General features: G+C 74.5%; 16 protein-coding genes. 10 read left to right on the top strand and 6 right to left on the bottom strand.

What is annotated here, in order from left to right:
- Positions 1–89 precede the first annotated feature (89 nt).
- Positions 90–1,037, top strand: coding sequence for a DnaE2-dependent mutagenesis accessory factor ImuA' (imuA', locus tag LWC35_RS30240; protein WP_232873693.1), 948 nt, complete (start codon positions 90–92; stop codon positions 1,035–1,037).
- Positions 1,038–1,270: 233 nt separating this feature from the next.
- Positions 1,271–3,103: a DNA polymerase Y family protein gene (locus LWC35_RS30235; RefSeq protein WP_232873692.1), complete on the top strand. Its 1,833-nt coding sequence runs from the start codon at positions 1,271–1,273 to the stop codon at positions 3,101–3,103.
- Positions 3,104–3,240: 137 nt separating this feature from the next.
- On the opposite strand, the gene LWC35_RS30230 is transcribed toward LWC35_RS30235, so the two are convergent.
- A complete protein-coding gene (locus LWC35_RS30230) occupies positions 3,241–4,581 on the bottom strand; it encodes a M28 family metallopeptidase (protein WP_232873691.1) in 1,341 nt (446 codons plus the stop codon).
- 426 nt (positions 4,582–5,007) lie between these two features.
- A complete protein-coding gene (locus tag LWC35_RS30225) occupies positions 5,008–5,946 on the bottom strand; it encodes a M28 family peptidase (RefSeq protein ID WP_232873690.1) in 939 nt (312 codons plus the stop codon).
- A gap of 159 nt (positions 5,947–6,105) precedes the next feature.
- On the opposite strand from LWC35_RS30225, the gene LWC35_RS30220 reads away from it, so the two are divergent.
- The 3 genes from LWC35_RS30220 to LWC35_RS30210 are packed head-to-tail and all read left to right on the top strand — an operon-like array spanning position 6,106 to position 10,244.
- The gene (locus LWC35_RS30220) at positions 6,106–6,501 is read left to right on the top strand and encodes a MerR family transcriptional regulator (RefSeq protein ID WP_232873689.1); all 396 of its coding nucleotides are present in this window, start codon (positions 6,106–6,108) and stop codon (positions 6,499–6,501) included.
- Positions 6,498–6,845, top strand: a complete 348-nt coding sequence (locus LWC35_RS30215) for a thioredoxin family protein (RefSeq protein WP_372463129.1) — start codon at positions 6,498–6,500, stop codon at positions 6,843–6,845. Before LWC35_RS30220 ends, LWC35_RS30215 begins: the two co-directional genes overlap by 4 nt.
- Positions 6,846–6,872: 27 nt before the next feature.
- Positions 6,873–10,244, top strand: coding sequence for an error-prone DNA polymerase (locus LWC35_RS30210; RefSeq protein WP_232873688.1), 3,372 nt, complete (start codon positions 6,873–6,875; stop codon positions 10,242–10,244).
- Positions 10,245–10,277: 33 nt separating this feature from the next.
- Here the strand turns inward: LWC35_RS30210 and LWC35_RS30205 are convergent, their stop codons facing one another.
- Both LWC35_RS30205 and LWC35_RS30200 read right to left on the bottom strand, forming a co-directional pair.
- A complete protein-coding gene (locus LWC35_RS30205; RefSeq protein ID WP_232873687.1) occupies positions 10,278–10,928 on the bottom strand; it encodes a GPR1/FUN34/YaaH family transporter in 651 nt (216 codons plus the stop codon).
- A 265-nt stretch (positions 10,929–11,193) separates the two neighbouring features.
- Complete coding sequence (locus tag LWC35_RS30200) at positions 11,194–11,838, bottom strand: acetate uptake transporter family protein (RefSeq protein ID WP_232873686.1); 645 nt, start codon at positions 11,836–11,838, stop codon at positions 11,194–11,196.
- 240 nt (positions 11,839–12,078) lie between these two features.
- Here LWC35_RS30200 and LWC35_RS30195 point away from each other — a divergent pair, with 240 nt between their 5' ends.
- Together LWC35_RS30195 and LWC35_RS30190 are read left to right on the top strand one after the other, a co-directional pair.
- Positions 12,079–12,579: a DUF3017 domain-containing protein gene (locus LWC35_RS30195; protein WP_232873685.1), complete on the top strand. Its 501-nt coding sequence runs from the start codon at positions 12,079–12,081 to the stop codon at positions 12,577–12,579.
- 77 nt (positions 12,580–12,656) lie between these two features.
- Positions 12,657–12,830, top strand: coding sequence for a hypothetical protein (locus LWC35_RS30190; protein WP_232873684.1), 174 nt, complete (start codon positions 12,657–12,659; stop codon positions 12,828–12,830).
- 61 nt (positions 12,831–12,891) lie between these two features.
- Here LWC35_RS30190 and LWC35_RS30185 read toward each other — a convergent pair whose 3' ends face one another.
- On the bottom strand, positions 12,892–15,105 hold the full coding sequence (locus tag LWC35_RS30185) for an NADP-dependent isocitrate dehydrogenase (RefSeq protein WP_232873683.1): 2,214 nt from the start codon (positions 15,103–15,105) through the stop codon (positions 12,892–12,894).
- A 184-nt stretch (positions 15,106–15,289) separates the two neighbouring features.
- On the opposite strand from LWC35_RS30185, the gene LWC35_RS30180 reads away from it, so the two are divergent.
- The 3 genes from LWC35_RS30180 (at position 15,290) to LWC35_RS30170 (ending at position 17,257) form a co-directional block, all read left to right on the top strand.
- The gene (locus LWC35_RS30180) at positions 15,290–15,634 is read left to right on the top strand and encodes a hypothetical protein (protein WP_232873682.1); all 345 of its coding nucleotides are present in this window, start codon (positions 15,290–15,292) and stop codon (positions 15,632–15,634) included.
- Positions 15,635–15,695: 61 nt separating this feature from the next.
- Positions 15,696–16,478, top strand: a complete 783-nt coding sequence (locus LWC35_RS30175) for an exodeoxyribonuclease III (RefSeq protein WP_308194701.1) — start codon at positions 15,696–15,698, stop codon at positions 16,476–16,478.
- Positions 16,475–17,257: a protein kinase domain-containing protein gene (locus LWC35_RS30170; RefSeq protein WP_232873680.1), complete on the top strand. Its 783-nt coding sequence runs from the start codon at positions 16,475–16,477 to the stop codon at positions 17,255–17,257. The genes LWC35_RS30175 and LWC35_RS30170 overlap by 4 nt, the downstream gene beginning before the upstream one ends.
- Positions 17,258–17,457: 200 nt before the next feature.
- On the opposite strand, the gene LWC35_RS30165 is transcribed toward LWC35_RS30170, so the two are convergent.
- Positions 17,458–17,946 carry a YbaK/EbsC family protein gene (locus LWC35_RS30165; RefSeq protein WP_232873679.1) on the bottom strand — a complete coding sequence of 163 codons (489 nt, stop codon included), beginning with the start codon at positions 17,944–17,946 and terminating at the stop codon, positions 17,458–17,460.
- Between the last annotated feature and the right edge of the window lie 254 nt (positions 17,947–18,200).

The following is an 18,200-nucleotide window of genomic DNA, read 5'->3' as shown; positions in this document are numbered from 1 at the left end:
CGGCGGGGTGTGCGACTGCCTCGGAGGGGGTGCGGAGGTCGTGCCTCCGCCCCCTCGCGGGCCCTTCCGGGTCCGGGCGGCGGTGCGGCGTGGGTGAGGCCGGGGCGCTCGACCCGGATCTCTGGCCGGTCGACTGGCCGGAGCACGGGCCCGGCGAGGACCCGGAGGGCGGCGTGATCGTGGGGAGCGGCCGCCCGCCCGCCGACGCCCGCGCCCGGAACCGCCGGGTCCACGGGGCGGGGCGCCCGGTCCGGCCCGGCCGTGTGCCGGCGTCGGGAACGGCCGGGGAGAGCGCCGCCGAGCGGCTGGCGACGGCCCGCGGGCTGCTACGCCGGATGGAGGACCGGTCGGCCGCGGCAGTCCGTCCCGCCCCGACCCCGAGCGACGACGGGAGGGTCCTGCCGGTCGCGGCCCCGCTCGTCCCGCTGCTGCCCGGGGGTGGGCTGCGGCGGGGTTCCACCGTGTCGGTCTCGACCGGCCCGGGATCGACGTCCCTGCTCTTCGGGCTGCTCGCCGAGGCCTCGGCCGAGGGCGCCTGGGCGGGCGTGGTCGGGGCGCCCGGGCTCGGCGCGGTCGCCGCCGCGGAGGCCGGGATCCGGCTCGAGCGGCTCGCGCTGGTGCCCCGGCCGGGTGCGGACCTCGTCGCCGTCACCGCCGCGCTGCTCGACGGGCTGGACCTCGTCGTGGTCGCGGGCGCCGAACGGGCGGGGGTGCGCGGGGGCGACCGGCAACGGCTGGCGGCGCGGGCCCGGCAACGGGGTGCGGTGCTGCTCGCCCTGGGCGCCTGGCCGGGCGCCGACCTCGCCCTCGACTGCACGCAGGTGGAGTGGCGGGGCGTCGCGCGCGGGGCGGGCCGGTTGCGCTCGCGGTGCGCGGTGGTGCGGTCGAGCGGCCGCGGCACGGGCGCGTCCGGGCGCGAGACGGAGCTCCTGCTCCCGGGGCCCGCCGGTGCGGTCGCGCCGCGCGAGGAGATCCGCCGCGCGGCCACGGTCGACGAACCGGCGGAGGTCCCCGTGTCCCGGGCGGCGGTCTCGTGAACACGCGGGAGAGGGTCGCCGACCATGATCACCGTCCTGGGCCGGAGGACGCCACCTGCGGCCGAAATGCGTCCCGAACGGCGATCACGGACCCAGGCCCCGGCCACCGTCCCGCCCGTGATCGCCGTCTCGGACCGTCGAGCGCCATCCGTGGCCGCGACCGGTCCCGGCCGGCGATCACCCGCCCGGCTCCTCGGACCCGCAGCTTCCGCACCCTCACCCGGAGGACCCCCATGGCAGAGCCCGACGAGCGGGTGCTGGCGCTGTGGTCGCCGGACTGGCCCGTGACCGCGGCGATGCAGGCCGCGCACGTCCCGGCCCACCGCCCCGCGGCGGTCTTCCTGGCCAACCGCGTGGTGGCCTGCTCGGCGGGCGCGCGGGCGGCCGGCGTGCGGCGCGGGCTACGCCGGCGGGACGCCCAGGCGCGGTGCCCCGAGCTCGCCGTCCTGGCCCCGGACGCGGACCGGGACGCGCGGCTGTTCGAGCCGGTGGTCGTCGCCGTCGAGGAGCTGGCCCCGGGAGTGGAGGTGGTCCGGCCCGGCCTGCTGGCGCTCCCGGCGCGAGGACCGGTGGGGTTCTTCGGCGGCGAGCGCGAGGCGGCCGAGCGGCTGATCGACCAGGTCGGCGCGCGCACCGGGGTGGAGTGCCAGACCGGGTTCGCCGACGGCCTGTTCGCCGCCGTGCTCGCCGCCCGCCGCGGGGTGGGGGTCGAGCCCGGGCGCAGCGCGGAGTTCCTCGCCCCGCTCGGGGTGGAGGAGCTCGACCGCGAGCCCGATGTCGACCGCTCCGAGCTGGTGGACCTGCTGCGTCGGCTGGGCCTGCGCAGCCTCGGCGCGTTCGGCGCCCTGGCCCAGGCCGACGTCGCCTCCCGGTTCGGTGCCGACGCCGTCCTCGCCCACCGGCTCGCCCGCGGCCTGGACCCGCGCCCGCCGGTGCGGCGCTGCCCGCCCGAGGAGCTCGCCGTCGCGATCGAGCTGGACCCGCCGGTCACGCGGGTCGACGCCGCCGCGTTCGCCGCCCGCACGCTGGCCGAGCGGCTGCACCGCAGCCTGGCCGGGCACGGCCTGTCCTGCACCCGGCTGGGCGTGTGGGCGCGCACGGAGGGCGGGGAGGAGCTGCTGCGGGTGTGGCGCTGCGCCGAGCCGCTGACCCCGTCCGGGACCGTCGACCGGGTGCGCTGGCAGCTCGACTCGTGGTTGACCCGGGGCGGCTCCGGCGCCGTCGTCGAGCTGCGGCTCACCCCGGAGGAGACGGTCACCGCCGGGGCGCTGCAGCTCGGCCTGTGGGGCGACGTCGGCGAGGCGGACGAGCGGGCCGGGCGCGCGCTGGTCCGGGTCCAGGCGCTGCTCGGCCCGGAGTCCGTGGTCACCGCGGTCCTCGCCGGCGGCCGGGACCCGGACGAGCGGGTCCGGTACGTCCCGTGGGGCGACGACCGCGAGCCCGGTTCCCGCGCCGCCGGTCCCCTCGAAGGTCCGCCCGCCGAGCCGCCGGTCGAGGGGTTCGGCCCGTACCCCGACGGCCCGTCGGCCGGGCTGCGGGTGGTCGGCGGGGAGCCGGTGGCCGTCCTCGACCCGGTCGGCGAGCCGGCCCCGCTCCCGCGCGAGACCCCGCGCGGCTTCGCGCCCGACGCCCCCGAGGCCGCGCTCCGGGGCACCGCCCCGACCACGACGCAGGGGCCGTTCGCCCGCAGACCGGGCCGTTCGCGCCCGATCCGCACCGGCCGGGCGGCGCGGGACCCCGTTCCCGCCTGGCCGGGCCGTCTCCCGGCGCCCTCGCCGGCGACCGTGCCGGAGGAACCCATCCCGGTCGAGCTGCAGACCGCCGAGGGCCGGCCCGTCGGCCTGCACGAGGGCGACCTGCTCGACGCCGAGCCGCACCGCCTCCTGCTCGCCGGGCACCCGCCGCGGGAGATCCGGGACTGGGCGGGGCCGTGGCCGGTGCGGCGGCGCTGGTGGTCGACCGACGGTGTCACGGGGGCACGGCTGCAGGTCGAGCTGGCCGACGGGGTCGCCCTGCTCCTGCTGCACCGGGAGGAGCGCTGGTGGGTCACCGGCATCTACGACTGACACGACCGACACGACCGACACGACCGACGCGACCGACGCGACCGACGCGACCGACCCGACCGACCCGACCGACCCGACCGGCCCCGCCAGCAGGACCGACCCGACCGGCGCCGCCCCGACCCGGGCCCGCGAGCCCGCTACGACTGCCGCTGGGGCACTCCGCTCAGGTCGAGCGCGAACCGCCCGACCGCACCCGCGAGGGCGTCGACGTTGCGGTCCAACGCCGTGCGGTCGACGTTGGCCGTGGTGTCGCAGGCCTGGTGGTAGCAGGCGTCGAACGGGCGGTCCGCCTGGCCGCCCCACTGCTGGGCCTGCCGGGCCGACTTGCGCTCCTCGGCCCCGGTGAACAGGCCGCCCGAGGGGATGCCCGCCGCGATGAACGGGCCGTAGTCGGAGCGGCCGTCGAAGTCGGTGCCCGCCCCTTGCACGCCCTCGGCGGAGAGCTGGTCGAGCAGCACCCGCTCCACGGTCGCGGAGCCCTCGGGGCCCGGACCCGCGCCCTGCTTGTCCGAGTCGTCGCCGTCGTAGACGAGGTAGCCGGCGTTGGGCGAGCCGACCATGTCCAGGTTCACGTACAGGGCGATCTTCTGCGCGTCCGTGGGCGAGAGCCCCTCGACGTACCGGGTGGAACCGACCAGCCCGGACTCCTCGGCGCCCCACCACGCGAACCGGACGGCGTTGGCCACCGGCGGCGTCGGGCCGAGCGCGGTGGCGAGCTCAAGCAGCGAGGCCGTGCCGGTGCCGTTGTCGTTGATCCCCGGCCCCTCCGGCACGGAGTCGAGGTGGGCCCCGGCCATCACGACCCGGTCCGGGTCCCCGGTCGTGGTCTGCGCGATCACGTTGCGGCTCACGGTGTCCTTGGTCGTGGTCGCCAACAGCAGGGTGACCGGGGTGCCGTCCTTCGTCGCCAGGTCGGCGCCCGCCGAGGCGGTCACGCCCGTCGTCGGCACGGTGTCGGGGGAGTCGCCGAGCGTGCCGTCGAGCCGGGCGTCCTCGGTGTTCACCACGACCAGCCCGGCCGCGCCCGCCTTCTTCGCGTTCTGGGACTTGGTGCCGAACGGGCAGGTACCCCGCTTCACCAGCGCGATCGCCCCGGCCGGCATGCCCGCGAAGTCCTCGGGCTCGCAGCCGGAGGTGGCGTCCTGGGCCACGACGTGCAGCGGCGCGGTCACCCCGCCCCCGGGTGTGGCCGGGGAGTAGCTCATGACGGTGGACTCCACGGTGCGGCCGCCGACGGTCAGCCGCTGGTCCTGCACCGAGAAGGCGCGCACGTCGAAGGTCGGGGTGTCCACGGTGAAGCCCGCGTCGCGCAGGGTCTGCGCCACGTAGTCCACGCTGGCGTCGTAGCCGGGGGTGCCGAGGGCGCGGTTGCCGCCGTTCGCGTCGGCGATCTGCTGCAGCCGTTCCAGGCGGGCGAAGGCGCCGTCACCGCTCACGGTGGTGGTCAGCCGGGCGGGGAGGCCCGGATCGGGTGCCACCGCCGTCGGGGAGGGCGGTGCGGGCGCGGTCGGCGCGGAGGAACACCCCGCGAGCGTGAGCGCCGCGACCCCTGCCACCGTTGCCGCCAGTCGTCGTCGCCGCATGGTTCCCCCTCCGCCACGGTCCGGTCGCTCAGTGTCCGGCATGGGCGGGGTTCGTGCCGATCACCCCGATCGGGTGGCTCCCGCGGATCCGCCCGGGTCCACGGCTGCCGCACGGGCGTAGCACAGCTGTTTCTCAGGTGGTCGGAGTGGACTGATCTCAGCATCACGGACGTCGTCGGAGCTGGTGACGGAGCCCCGACGACCGCCGGACGCGCGCGACCGGTCGCTGGGGAGCCCCCGGTGCCGCGCCGCCGGCAGGCCCGGATGACGCCGGTCGGGGGCTGGGGAGCGGCCCGGCCGGCGTCATCCGGTGGTCGGTCCTCAGGCGGGGGAGCCCGCGAGGCTCGCGAGGGTGCCCGCGGTGGCGTCGCCGAAGCGGTCGAGGGCGGTGCGGTCGACGTTGTCGAGGGTGTCGCAGGCCGTGTGGTAGCAGCCGTCGAACACCTGGCCCGCGCTGCCGCCCCACTTCGCCGCCTGCTCGGCGGTCTTGATCTGCTCGTCGCCGGCCAGCAGGCCCGCGCCGGGGATCCCGGCGTCGACGAAGGCCGCGTAGTCCGAGGTGCCATCGAACTTCATGGTGTCGGGCGCGGCACCCAGCGCGGTGAGCCGCGCCGCCAGGTCGCGGCTCGCCGGCTCGTCCCCCTGTACGAAGTAGCCCGCGTTCGGCGACGCCGTCATGTCGAGGTTGAGGTAGAGCGCGATCGTCCGGCGGTCGGCGGCGGAGAGCGAGTCGACATAGCCCTGCGAGCCCTCGAAGTCGCGTTCCTCGGCGCCCCAGAACGCGAAGCGGACGGCGCGGCCGACCGGCGGCGAGCCGCCCATCCTCGTCGCGATCTCCAGCAGGGTCGCCACGCCGGTGCCGTTGTCGTTGATGCCCGGCCCGTCGCGCACCGAGTCGAGGTGGGCCCCCGCGAGGAGGACCTGGCCGGGATCGCCGGTGCGGGTCTGCGCGACCACGTTCCGGTACTGCGTGTCCCGGAAGGTGAAGCTCGGGGTGGTGACGTCGAACCCGGCCGCCCGCAGCACCTCGGCGACGTGGTCCACGCTCGCGTCGTAGCCCGGACGCCCGGTGGCCCGGTTGCCGCCGTTCGCGTCGGCGATCCGCTGCAGCTCGCCGAGCCGGGCGAACGTCCCGTCCCCGCTGACCTGCGCCACCAGCTGGTCGGCGAAGGCGGACGGCACGGGGGTCAGCGACGTGGGCGCCGCGGCGGAGCAGGCCACCGCGAGGCCTGCCAGCAGGGCGGCGACGCCGGTACGCATGATCCCAGCGTGTGGCGGCCGGTGACGGTGGTCGACCATGATCCTCCGATCGAGGCTCCCTCGCCCGGATCATGGGTAATGATCGGCGCCTCCGCCAGTCGAAATTGGCGTTCACGCCGACGGCAAGGTCTAGCGTCGCCGGCGGAAGGGGGACGGGCGATGCGGATCGGCGAGCTGGCGGAACGGGCGGGGGTGAGCCCCCGGGCGTTGCGGCACTACGAGGAGCTCGGGCTGCTGCCCGCGCGGCGCCGGGCGAACGGCTACCGGACCTACGGCGAGGAGGACCTGCGGGCGGTCACCGAGATCCGCACGTTGGTCGGGCTGGGCCTGTCCCTGGAGGAGACGCGGCCCTTCGTCGAGTGCCTGCGCGCGGGCCACCCGAGCGGCGCGAGCTGCGCCGACTCGATCGCGGTGTACCGGCAGAAGCTCGCCGAGGTCGACGCGTCCCTCGCCCGACTCGGCGCGGTGCGCGTCGAGCTCGAGGCGCAGCTGCACGCCGCGCTGCGCGAGCGGGCACCGGTGCCCCGGTGCGAGCTGACCCTGGAGGAACCGTGATCGAGACCGTGACCGACGAGACCTTCGAGGCCCGGGTGCTGCGGGCGCGGGGGCCGGTGCTGGTCGACTTCACCGCGACGTGGTGCCCGCCCTGCCGGATGATCAAGCCGGTGCTGGCCGAGCTCGCGGCCGAGCTGGCGGGGCGGCTGGACATCGTCGCGCTCGACGTCGACGACTCGCCGAGGGTCGCCGCGGCCGCGGGCGTGAGAGGCATGCCGACGCTGAGCCTGTACGTCGACGGGCGGGTGGCCACCCAGGTCGTCGGGGCCCGGCCCAAGGCGGCGGTGCGGGCCGCGGTCGAGCCGTTCCTGCCTGTGGACAACTCCGTCGGCGCCGCCCGTTAGAACAGATGTTCGAGTACGCTCCGGGGCATGGGATGGAGCAACCCGGACGTCACCTGGCGGGAGCTGGAGGCCGCGCTGTCGGGGCGCGTCGGCTCGAGCCTGCGCGGCGGCCCGGAGGCCGACGGCGGCGACTCGCCGGCCTGGTCGCGCAAGCGTGAACCGTACGAGCCGCCGCGCGCGCACGCCGCGCCGGCGGGGCCGACCGTCCCTTACGCGGAGCTGCACTGCCACTCCAACTTCAGCTTCCTCGACGGGGCGAGCCATCCCGAGGAGCTGGTCGAACGGGCCCACGAGCTCGGCCTCGAGGCGATCGCCCTCACCGACCACGACGGGATGTACGGGGTGGTGCGCTTCGCCGAGGCCGCGCGCGAGCTGGGCGTGCGCACGGTCTTCGGCGCGGAGCTGAGCGTCGGGCTGACCGCCCCGCAGAACGGCGTACCAGACCCGGAGGGCAGCCACCTGCTGCTGCTCGCCCGCGGGCCGGAGGGCTACGGGGCGCTGTGCCGCACGATCAGTGCGGCGCAGCTGCGCGGGGCGGAGAAGGGCCGCCCGGTGTACGACCCGGTGGAGGTCGTCGAGGACACTCGCGGCCGCGTCGTCGCGCTCACCGGGTGCCGCAAGGGCACGGTGCAGCAGGCACTGCGGGCAGGCGGGCCCGCGGTGGCCGCGGAGGCGCTGCGGGGGCTGGTCGAGCGGTTCGGCCGGGAGAACGTGGCCGTCGAGCTCACCCACCAGGCCCTGCCCACCGACAGTGAGCGCAACGACCTGCTGGCCGCGCTGGCCGCCGAGGCCGGCGTCCCGACCGTGGCCACCACGGGGGCGCACTACGCCACCGCGGACCGGTTCCCGCTGGCGTCGGCGCTGGCGGCGGTGCGCGCCCGGCGCAGCCTCGACGAGGCGGACCCCTGGCTGCCCGCGGCCGGTGGGGCCCACCTGCGCGGCGGTGCGGCCATGGCGGCGCGGTTCGAGAAGCGGTACCCGGGCGCGGTGGGGCGGGCGGCGGCGCTGGGCCGGGAGCTGGCCTTCGAGCTGCAGCTGGTGGCACCCGACCTACCGCCCTTCGACGTCCCGCCGGGGGAGACGGAGGCGACCTGGCTGCGCGCGCTGACCTGGCAGGGCGTGGCGAAGCGGTACGGCAGCCGCGCGGAGAACCGGTTCGCCGCGGACATGGTGGCGCACGAGCTGGCGATCATCGAGGCCAAGAACTTCCCGGGTTACTTCCTGATCGTGGCCGACATCGTGGCGTTCTGCCGGCGCGCCGGGATCCTCTGCCAGGGCCGGGGCTCGGCCGCGAACTCGGCGGTCTGCTACGCGCTGGGCATCACCAACGTCGACGCGGTGCGCCACGGGCTGCTCTTCGAGCGCTTCCTCTCCCCGGACCGGGACGGCTACCCGGACATCGACCTCGACATCGAGTCCGGCCGCCGCGAGGAGGTGATCCAGTACGTCTACCAGCGGTACGCCCGCACGCACGCGGCCCAGGTGGCCAATGTGATCACCTACCGGCCCCGGTCGGCGGTGCGGGACATGGCGAAGGCGCTGGGCTTCTCGCCCGGCCAGCAGGACGCCTGGAGCAAGCGGATCGAGCGCTGGACCGGGCTGGACACCGAGACCGTCCCGGAGGACCTGCCCGTGCCGGTGCTGGCCCTGGCCGACCAGTTGCTGGGCTTCCCGCGGCACCTCGGGATCCACTCCGGCGGCATGGTGATCTGCGACCGGCCGGTCTCCGAGGTCGTGCCGGTGGAGTGGGCGCGGATGGAGGACCGAACCGTCGTCCAGTGGGACAAGGACGACTGCGCGGCCGCCGGGCTGGTCAAGTTCGACCTGCTCGGGCTGGGGATGCTCACCGCGCTGCACCTGATGATGGACCTGGTCCGCCGGCACGAGGGGCGGACGGTCGAGCTGCACGAGCTCGGGGAGAGCGACCCCGCTGTGTACGCGATGCTGCAGCGGGCCGACTCGGTGGGTGTGTTCCAGGTGGAGTCCCGGGCGCAGATGGCCACGTTGCCCCGGCTCAAGCCACGGGAGTTCTACGACCTGGTCGTCGAGGTCGCGTTGATCCGGCCCGGACCGATCCAGGGCGGGTCGGTGCACCCGTACATCCGGCGGCGCAACGGGCTCGAGGAATGGGAGTACGACCACCCGCTGCTGGCGGGGGCACTGGAGAAGACCCTCGGGGTGCCGCTGTTCCAGGAGCAGCTCATGCAGATCGCGGTCGACGTGGCGGGCTTCTCCGCCGCCGACGCGGACGAGCTGCGCCGCGCCATGGGGTCGAAGCGCTCCACGGAGAAGATGGAGCGGCTGCGGGAGCGGTTCTTCGCGGGGATGGCGGCGCGGGACATCCCGGGCGACATCGCCGAGACGATCTTCCGGAAGATGCTGGCCTTCTCCAACTTCGGCTTCCCGGAGAGCCACTCGATCAGTTTCGCGTCGCTGGTCTACTACAGCTCCTGGTTCAAGCTCTACCACCCGGCGGCCTTCTGCGCGGCGCTGCTGAACTCCCAGCCGATGGGCTTCTACTCGCCGCAGTCCCTGGTCGCCGACGTCCGTCGGCACGGGGTGCGGGTCCGCGGGCCGGACGTCAACGTGGGCGGCGCCGCCGCGATCCTCGAGCCGGACGAGGACAGCGCCGGCGGGTGGGCGATCCGCACCGGGCTGCGCGAGATCCGCACGGTCGGTACCGAGCTCGCCGAGGAGATCGAGGCCGAGCGGGAGCGCGGCGGCCCGTACCGGGACCTGGCCGACCTGGCCCGCCGGGTGCAGCTGACCGGGCCGCAGGCGGAGGCGCTGGCCACCGCGGGGGCGTTCGGCTGCTTCGGGATCGAGCGGCGGGCCGCGCTGTGGGCGGCCGGGGTGGTCGCGGCGGTGCGGCCGGAGCACCTGCCGGGTAGCGCCGTAGGGCTGGCGGCGCCCGCGCTGCCGGGGATGACGGAGGTGGAGGAGACCGTCGCGGACGTCTGGGCCACCGGCGTCTCCCCGGACAGTCATCCGCTGCAGCACCTGCGCGAGGAGCTCGACGGGCTGGGTGCGGTCCGGATCGACCGGCTGGACGGGGTGGCCCGGAGGGCGGGTGCGGGGGAGCGGGGGGCCCTGGGCGATCCGTTCGACCCCGACGACCAGGCGCCGCGGGTGCTGGTCGGCGGCCTGGTCACGCACCGGCAGCGACCCGCGACGGCCCGCGGGGTCACGTTCGTGAACCTCGAGGACGAGAGCGGGATGCTCAACGTGACCTGCTCGGAGGGGCTGTGGGCGCGCTACCGCACGGTCGCGTTGGGCAGTGCGGCGTTGCTGGTGCGCGGCCGGCTCGAGCGCAGCCCCGAGGGAGTGCTCAACCTCGTGGCGGACCGGTTGCAGCGGCTGCCGTTGAAGGTCGCGGTGAAGTCGCGGGACTTCCGGTGAGCCGTGCCCACCGGAAGCCCCGCGACGCAGGGTTCAGCGCACCAGCGGCGACCCCATGGACCGGGCGGGGCCGCCCAGTTCCTGGGTCATGCCGTCGACGAAGATGTAGACGGCATTGAGACAGAACAGTGCCGCGACGATCCCGGCGATGGTGAGCAGGCCGGTCGAGCCGTTCAGCGTGGCCGTGAGCACCAGCGCCACCGTGATCGTGACCAGCGCGAACAGGGCGGTGAAGGCCAGCGGCAGGCGCAGCGTGGCCAGGGTGAGCACCGCGAAGACCGCGAGCCAGGCGATGAGGAAGGTCGCCTGTGCGGCGGCCACGTTCTCCGCCGGGATCTTCAGCCAGTCGTTGACCAGCGAGAGCACGAGGTAGCCGTAGCTCAGCCAGAAGGTCGCGAACACCGCGAAGATCGCGCCGACCGCGCCCTGCCCGATCCGGATCGCCCAGATGCCGGCCACGAGGAGGCCGAGGCCGGAGACCAGGAGGGTCATCGGGACGAGGGTGCCCACCGCGGCCGCGGGCAGGTAGCCGAACAGGTACAGCGTCAGACCGATCCCGCCGACGAGGAAGGCGGGCAGCCCGAGGAGGGCGGGGTTGCCGGTGGGCGGGGCGGCGGGCGCCGCGGGGCCGGCGGCGCCCGCCGGGTCGAGGGCGGGTTCGGACAGTCCGTGCTCAGTGCTCATGTCACGCTCCAGACTGGTGGGGCATCCGGGCGCGGAGCGTCCCTGGCGCGGGCGAGGAGTGTGCTCCGTCACACATATTGACGTCCACATCGGTCCGGCGTGGATTCTCAATCTGACACAGCACGCCTCTGACCTGCGGAGGAGTGAGGGATCTGGCGATGTCGGACACGGCACGGACACGGCCGGGACACGGTCCGGACACGGCGGGGCCCGGCCGTCCCGAACGAGACGGCCGGGCCCACAGGGCGCGGCGTACGGCCGGCGCCTACTTGACCAGCGCGCCGCCCATCGGCATCGGCCGGCCACCCAGGTCCTGGGCGAAGCCGTCGAACAGGATGTAGGCGAAGATCGCGCAGAAGATCAGGGTGGTGATCCCCGCGATCGGGAACAGCCCGGTGTTGCCCGTGCTCACGCCCAGGAACGCGAGCACGAAGGTGACGTCCACGAACACGAACCCGGCGGTGAACGCCAGCGGCAGGCGCAACGTCGCCAGCGTGAGCAGGATGAACACCAGGGTGAAGGAGAGCAGGTAGGTCCGCTGGACGCTCGCCACGGCGGCGGCGTCGGTCACGCCCCACCAGCCCGCGGTGAGCCCGGTGAGCAGCAGTCCGAAGCTGAGCCAGAAGGCGGAGAACACGCCGAAGATCGCCGCCACGGTGTTGGCTGCGACCCGGGCCGCCCACACCGCAGAGATCAGCAGGAAGAGCCCGGCGGAGAGCGAGACGATCGGGACCATGCCGCCCGGCAGGGTGGCGGTGTCCAAGTACCCGAGGAACCACAGGCCCAGGGTGACCCCGGAAGGCAGGAAGGTGATCAGGCCCAGCAGGGCCGGGTTGGGCGCCGGGGCGGCGGTCGCCTGCGGCTCGGCAGCGGCATGCGCCCCCGCCTGCACGTCGCTTTCCACGCTCATGAAGGTGCTCCTCGTCGAGTGGGGGCCGGCAGGGGAGTCCGTCGACGCCGGCGGTGCGATTGTGCGCGGCGTCACAGCGTCGGCGGACCCTACGAACGGACGGATCACGACCTCGACTTTCGCGACGCAACGGCGGACGGGCAGGTCAGCTGACCGTCGGGCCGGGTCACGAAGGGGTGAGGCCGGTTGTGCACCGGCGGCGGCGACCCGTCGAGTGCGGCCTCTGCGAGGATGGCGGGCGTGAGCGGCGGCGAGCATCTGCGGGGTGACCTGTCGGGCGGCGACGAGCCGACCGCCCCGCTCCGCCGGCCCGCACCCGTCCCGCCGCGGCCCGGCCCCGCTCGGGTCGGTCCGCTGCCGCCGCACGGCAGCGCCTCGAGCCCCGGCACACGGCCCGGCCCGCCCCCGGGTCCCGGAGGCTCCCCGGCCCCGCCGCCCGCCGCCCACGGACGGCCCGGCCTTCGCAGCTGGCTCGAGGTCCACGGCGCACTGCTGCTGGTGCTGTTGATCGCGCTGGGCGGCATGGCCCAGGTGCTCACCGAGCACTGGCGTCAGGGCTCCGCGCTGCTCGGCGGGTCCCTGCTGGTCGCGGCGCTGCTGCGCGGCGTGCTCCCGCCCCCGCGCGCCGGGCTGCTGGCGATCCGCGGCCGGGTGGTCGACGTCGTCTGCTACACCGGCTTCGGCATCGCCGTGCTGCTGCTCGCCCTCACGATCACCCGGGGATCGTTGACCGTCGGCTAGGTTCCCGCCACGTCACCTCGGGAGACGGGGCGGAGCGAGCGGAGCGTCGAGACCCTCGTCGACGCGTTCCCCGACTGATGGCCGCCGACCCCGGCGGCCTTCGGCGCGAAGTTCCGCAGGCCCAGCCGACCGGCACCTCGGCTGGGGCGACCGACTTCGCCCAGTGCTCCGCCGCGCAGGTCCGGGAGGATCACGCGCGCTTCGCCGACGCCTTCCGCGACGGGCACATACCCGGCGTCACCAGCACCTGAATGCGCGAACGGCACCGTCGCGCGGGCGTGCCGCGCGACGGTGCCGTCCCGTGCGAGGACCTCAGAAGGAGGCGAGCGCCTCGTTCAGGGTCGTGCTGGGCTTCATGACCGAGTCGGTCTTGGCCTTGTCGACGTAGTAGTAGCCGCCCAGGTCGACCGGCTCGCCCTGCACGCCGTTGAGCTCGCCGACGATGGTCTCCTCGTCCGCGGCCAGCTTCTCGGCCAGCGGCGCGAAGATCGCGGCCAGGTCGGCGTCCTCGGTCTGCCGCGCCAGCTCCTGCGCCCAGTAGAGGGCGATGTAGAAGTGGCTGCCGCGGTTGTCGAGCTCGCCCACCTTGCGGGACGGCGACTTGCCGGTCTCCAGCAGCGTGCCGGTGGCCGCGTCGAGCGTCTTGCCGAGCACACGGGCCCGGGCGTTGTCCGTGGCGTCGGCCAGGAACTCGAGCGAGACGGCCAGGGCCAGGAACTCGCCGAGCGAGTCCCACCGCAGGTGGTTCTCCTTGACCAGCTGCTGCACGTGCTTCGGGGCCGACCCGCCGGCGCCGGTCTCGAACAGCCCGCCGCCGTTCATCAGCGGGACGATCGAGAGCATCTTCGCGCTGGTCCCCAGCTCGAGGATCGGGAACAGGTCGGTGAGGTAGTCGCGCAGCACGTTGCCGGTGACCGAGATCGTGTCCTCGCCGGCCTTGGCCCGCTTGAGGGTGTACCGGGTGGCCTCGGCGACCGGGAGGATCTCGATGGTCAGGCCCTCGGTGTCGAGCTCGGCGAGCTGCGACTTCACCTTCTTGATCAGCTCGGCGTCGTGGGCGCGCGTCTCGTCCAGCCAGAACACCGCCGGCCAGCCGGTGGCCCGGGCGCGCGAGACCGCCAGCTCGACCCAGTTGCGGATCGGCGCGTCCTTGGTCTGGCAGGCGCGCCAGATGTCGCCGGCCTCGACCTCGTGCTCGAGCAGGACCGTCCCGTCGGCGTCGACGACGCGGACGGTGCCGGCGGCCTGGATCTCGAAGGTCTTGTCGTGCGAGCCGTACTCCTCGGCCTTCTGCGCCATCAGGCCCACGTTCGGGGTGGTGCCCATGGTCGTCGGGTCGAAGGCGCCGTTCTCCCGGCAGAAGTCCACGGTCTCCGCGTAGAGCGGGGCGTAGGAGGAGTCCGGGATGACGAACTTGGTGTCCTGCTGGGCGTCGTCGGCGTTCCACATCTGGCCCGACGAGCGGATCGCGGCCGGCATCGAGGCGTCGATGATGACGTCGGACGGCACGTGCAGGTTGGTGATCCCGCGCGACGAGTCGACCATCGCCAACCGCGGCCCGGAGCCGTAGCCCGCGGTGATCGCGTCCTCGATCGCCTTCTTCTTGTCCGCGGGCAGCTTCTCCAGCGCGGTGAGGATCGCGGCGAGGCCGTCGTTGGGGTCCGCGCCGACCGAGGCGAGGTCCTCGCCGTACTGCGCGAAGACGTCCTTGAAGTACGCCCGCACCGCGTGCCCGAAGAGGATCGGGTCGGACACCTTCATCATCGTGGCCTTGAGGTGCACCGAGAACAGCACGCCCTTGTCGGCGGCGTCGGCGACCTGCTCGGCGAGGAAGGCGTTCAGCGCCGACACGCTCATCACCGCGGCGTCGACGACCTCGCCCTCGAGGACCTTCAGACCCTCCTTGAGGACGGTCTTCGTGCCGTCCGCGGCGGTGTGCTCGATCGACAGGGTGGTCCCGGCGGGAATCGTCACCGACTTCTCGGAGTGCCGGAAGTCGCCCGCGGACATGGTCGCGACGTGCGACTTCGAGTCCTGCGACCAGGCGCCCATCGAGTGCGGGTGCTTCTTGGCGAAGCCCTTGACCGACGCCGGGGCGCGCCGGTCGGAGTTGCCCTCGCGCAGCACGGGGTTGACCGCGGAGCCCTTGACGGCGTCGTAGGCGGCGCGGGCCGCCTTCTCCTCGTCCGTCTGCGGGTTCTCCGGGTAGTCCGGCACCGCGTAGCCGGCGGCCTGCAGCTCCTTGATCGCCGCCTTGAGCTGCGGGATCGACGCCGAGATGTTCGGCAGCTTGATGATGTTGGCCTCGGGCGTCTTCGCCAGCTCGCCGAGCTCGGCCAGCGCGTCGGGCACCCGCTGGGCGTCGGTCAGCCGGTCCGGGAACTGCGCGAGGATGCGGCCGGCCAGGGAGATGTCGCGGGTCTCGACGTCGATCCCGGCCTTACCGGCGTAGGCCTCGATGACCGGCAGGAAGGAGTGCGTCGCCAGGGCCGGCGCCTCGTCCGTATAGGTGTAGATGACCTTCATCGCTGCTTCGCGCCTCGCAAACGTGTCGCCTGGTGGGCTCCGTACCGCCCGACACGCTATCCCGTACGCGTGTCCTGGTGCGTGCCGAGGTCGGTGCCGGATGCCCGCGACGGTGCACGTCACACCCTCGCGAGGCGGGTCCGCTCCGCTACGGTGAGCCCCAGGGACGTCACGGGGAGGGATCATGGCGCTGGGGCCGAGGTTCAAGGTGCCCAAGCTGGAGGCGTCGTCGTTCAAGGGCTGGGCGTTCGTACTGGTCGCCGGCACGCTGCTCGCGGTGATCGCCCTCGTCTTCCGCGGCACGGGCACCACCGGCGAGACCGGGTGCGTGATGGAGGTGCAGGGCAGCGCCCCGCTCGACGTCTACCGCAGCGCCAGCACCCAGTTCGAGCCCGTCGACACCCTGCGCGCCGGCCAGCTGGTCGACGCCGAGCGCGGCGTCATCGAGAACGGCTTCCGCAAGCTCGTCGGCGACAACCGCTGGGCGGTCAACGAACGGCTGGCCGCGACCGCGGGGAGCACGTGCTGACACCCGTCACGCATGACCGGGCGCGCTGCGGGAAGCTCTAGGCGTGCCGACCGTCAGCTCCGTGAACGTCAACGGTGTGCGGGCCGCGTCGACCAAGGGGTTCCTCGACTGGCTCGCCGGGACCGAGGCCGACGTCGTGTGCCTGCAGGAGACGCGCGCGCTGCCCGTCGACCTCCCGGCCGGGTTCCTCGCCGCGACCGCCGGATGGCACCTCACGCTCGAGCCCGCCGCCGCCAAGGGGCGCAACGGCGTGGCCGTGCTGAGCCGGGAGGCCCCGGTCGCCGTGCGGACCGGCATCGGGGCGACCGAGTTCGACGGGGCCGGCCGCTACGTCGAGGTCGACCTGCCGGAGCTGACCGTCGCCTCGCTCTACCTGCCCAAGGGCAGCGCCGGCACGTCGAAGCAGGAGGAGAAGGACCGCTTCCTGGCCGCGTTCGCCGCGCACCTCGCCGAGCGGCGGGAGAAGGCGCTGGCCGACGGCCGGGAGATGGTCGTCGCGGGCGACTTCAACATCGCGCCCGCCGAGGCGGACATCCGCAACTGGAAGGGCAACCTCGCGCACTCCGGGTTCCTCCCGCACGAGCGGGAGTGGTTCGCCACGCTGTGCGCGAGCGGCTGGACGGACGTGGTGCGGGCGGTGCAGCCGGGCGTCGACGGTCCCTACACCTGGTGGTCCTACCGGGGTCGGGCCTTCGACAACGACGCAGGCTGGCGCATCGACCACGTCCTCGCCACGGCGGGGCTCGCCGCCCGCGCGGAGCACGCCGCCGTCGAGCGGGCCCCCAGCTACGACACGCGCTGGTCCGACCATGCGCCGGTGACCGTGAGGTTCGGGTCGCCGTGATCCCGAGCCGACTGATCGGGGGACGCTACCTCGTCCTCGACGGGCTGGGCGCAGGGCTGCTCGGCCCGGTCTGGCGTGCCGAGGACCGGCTGACGGGACGCTACCTCGCGGTCCAGGAGCTGCACGTCCCCGACATGAGCCCCGCGGAGCACGCGCAGTTCCGCGAGCGGCTGCTCCGCGAGGCCCGGCGGATCGGCGCGCTCGCCGACCCGGGGCTGCTCGCGGTGCACGACGTCCTGTCCGACTGCGGGATCGACCACGTGGTGACCGAGCTCGCCGTGGGCACACGGCTGTCGGACCACGTCGCCTCGGGTGGCCCGCTCGCCCCGCACGACGCGGTGGACCTGGCCCGGGTGCTCCTGCGCACGCTGCGGGCCGCACACCAGCGGCAGCTCGTGCACGGCGCCGTTCGTCCCGCGGCGGTCGTGCTGGGCGACGACGGGCGCGTCGCGCTCGCCGACGTCGGCCTCGCGCTGCCGGCCGAGGAGGCCGGGGTGCCGGTGTGCGACCAGCTCGGTCCGCACGACGTCGTCGCCCCGGAGCGGGCCGCGGGGCACCCCGCCTCGGCCGCGGCGGACATGTGGGGGCTCGGCGCGACCCTGGCCTTCGCGGGGGCGATCGAGGAGCCGCTGTCCTCGCTGGTCGGGGCGCTGCGTACGGAGGACCCGGCGGCCCGCCCCACCGCCGACGAGGCACTCGCGATGCTCGGCCGCAACGGCTCGTCGCCCGGCACCTCCGGCCGTCCGTGGTGGCGGATCTGGGACCGCCTCCGCCCCTGACCGGAGCTGCGCCTCCGCGAGTCGGGAGTTCCGGCAGCGCGAGTCGGGAGTTCCGACACCGCGAGTCGGGAGTTCCGGCAGCGCGAGTCGGGAGTTCCGGCAGCGCGAGTCGGGAGTTCCGACACCGCGAGTCGTGTTCTGGGCTTGCGCGAGTCGGGCTCCCTGCTTCCGCCGCGAGTCGGGACGGCTGGGGAGGGGGCTCAGACCACGTCGGCGGCGGTGCCGGCGGTGACCGTGACGAGCTCGGCGAAGGTCGAAGGGAAGACGGCGTGGGCGATGCCTCCCGCCGCCCAGACCTCCTCGTACTCCCCGAGCGCGCGATCCACGAGCGTGCGCAGCGGCGCCGGGTGTCCGACGGGCGCGATCCCGCCGATCGCCTGCCCCGTGGCAGCGGCGACGAAGTCCGGCTTGGCACGGCGCACCGCCGTCGCACCGACGAGGCCAGCGACCTTCGCCGTGTCGACGCGATGCGCACCGGACGTGAGGACGAGGAGCGGCTCGCCGTCTGCGTCGAACACCAGCGAGTTCGCGATCGCACCGACCTCGACGCCGAGCGCCTCCGCGGCCGCGGCCGCCGTGGTGACCGCGTCGGGCAGCACGCGCATGCGCTCGACGTGGTCCTCCGCTGCGCCGCCCTCGCGCAGCGCCGCGATCACCTTCTGAACCTTGGGATGGTCCTGCGCAGGCATGGCCGCATTCCAGCACGGCCCTCGCAGCGTCGGCACCCGGATTCGGAGCTCGCGACTCGCGGGGCCGGATCTCCCGACTCGCGGGAGCTCACAGCGCGACTCTCGGGAGCCCCCGATGCGACTCGCGGAAGCCCAGAGGGCGACTCGCCGAGGCTGAGAGCACGACTCGCGTTGCCGGAACTGCCGACTCGCGCTGCTGAAACTGCCGACTCGCGCTGCTGAAACTGCCGACTCGCGCTGTTGAAAGTGCCGAC

Origin of the sequence: Pseudonocardia kujensis (genome assembly GCF_021283305.1) — a bacterium.
Taxonomy (GTDB): Bacteria; Actinomycetota; Actinomycetes; order Mycobacteriales; family Pseudonocardiaceae; genus Pseudonocardia; species Pseudonocardia kujensis.
The sequence above is the reverse complement of the archived record's forward strand: the minus strand, read 5'-3'. Positions and strand labels throughout refer to the sequence as shown.

Coding starts and splice junctions, on each gene's coding strand:
- LWC35_RS30235 (WP_232873692.1), top strand. CDS start 1,271: ATGGCAGAGCCCGACGAGCGGGTGCTGGCGCTGTGGTCGCCGGACTGG.
- LWC35_RS30225 (WP_232873690.1), bottom strand. CDS start 5,946: ATGCGTACCGGCGTCGCCGCCCTGCTGGCAGGCCTCGCGGTGGCCTGC.
- LWC35_RS30220 (WP_232873689.1), top strand. CDS start 6,106: ATGCGGATCGGCGAGCTGGCGGAACGGGCGGGGGTGAGCCCCCGGGCG.
- LWC35_RS30210 (WP_232873688.1), top strand. CDS start 6,873: ATGGGATGGAGCAACCCGGACGTCACCTGGCGGGAGCTGGAGGCCGCG.
- LWC35_RS30205 (WP_232873687.1), bottom strand. CDS start 10,928: ATGAGCACTGAGCACGGACTGTCCGAACCCGCCCTCGACCCGGCGGGC.
- LWC35_RS30200 (WP_232873686.1), bottom strand. CDS start 11,838: ATGAGCGTGGAAAGCGACGTGCAGGCGGGGGCGCATGCCGCTGCCGAG.
- LWC35_RS30190 (WP_232873684.1), top strand. CDS start 12,657: ATGGCCGCCGACCCCGGCGGCCTTCGGCGCGAAGTTCCGCAGGCCCAG.
- LWC35_RS30185 (WP_232873683.1), bottom strand. CDS start 15,105: ATGAAGGTCATCTACACCTATACGGACGAGGCGCCGGCCCTGGCGACG.
- LWC35_RS30180 (WP_232873682.1), top strand. CDS start 15,290: ATGGCGCTGGGGCCGAGGTTCAAGGTGCCCAAGCTGGAGGCGTCGTCG.
- LWC35_RS30165 (WP_232873679.1), bottom strand. CDS start 17,946: ATGCCTGCGCAGGACCATCCCAAGGTTCAGAAGGTGATCGCGGCGCTG.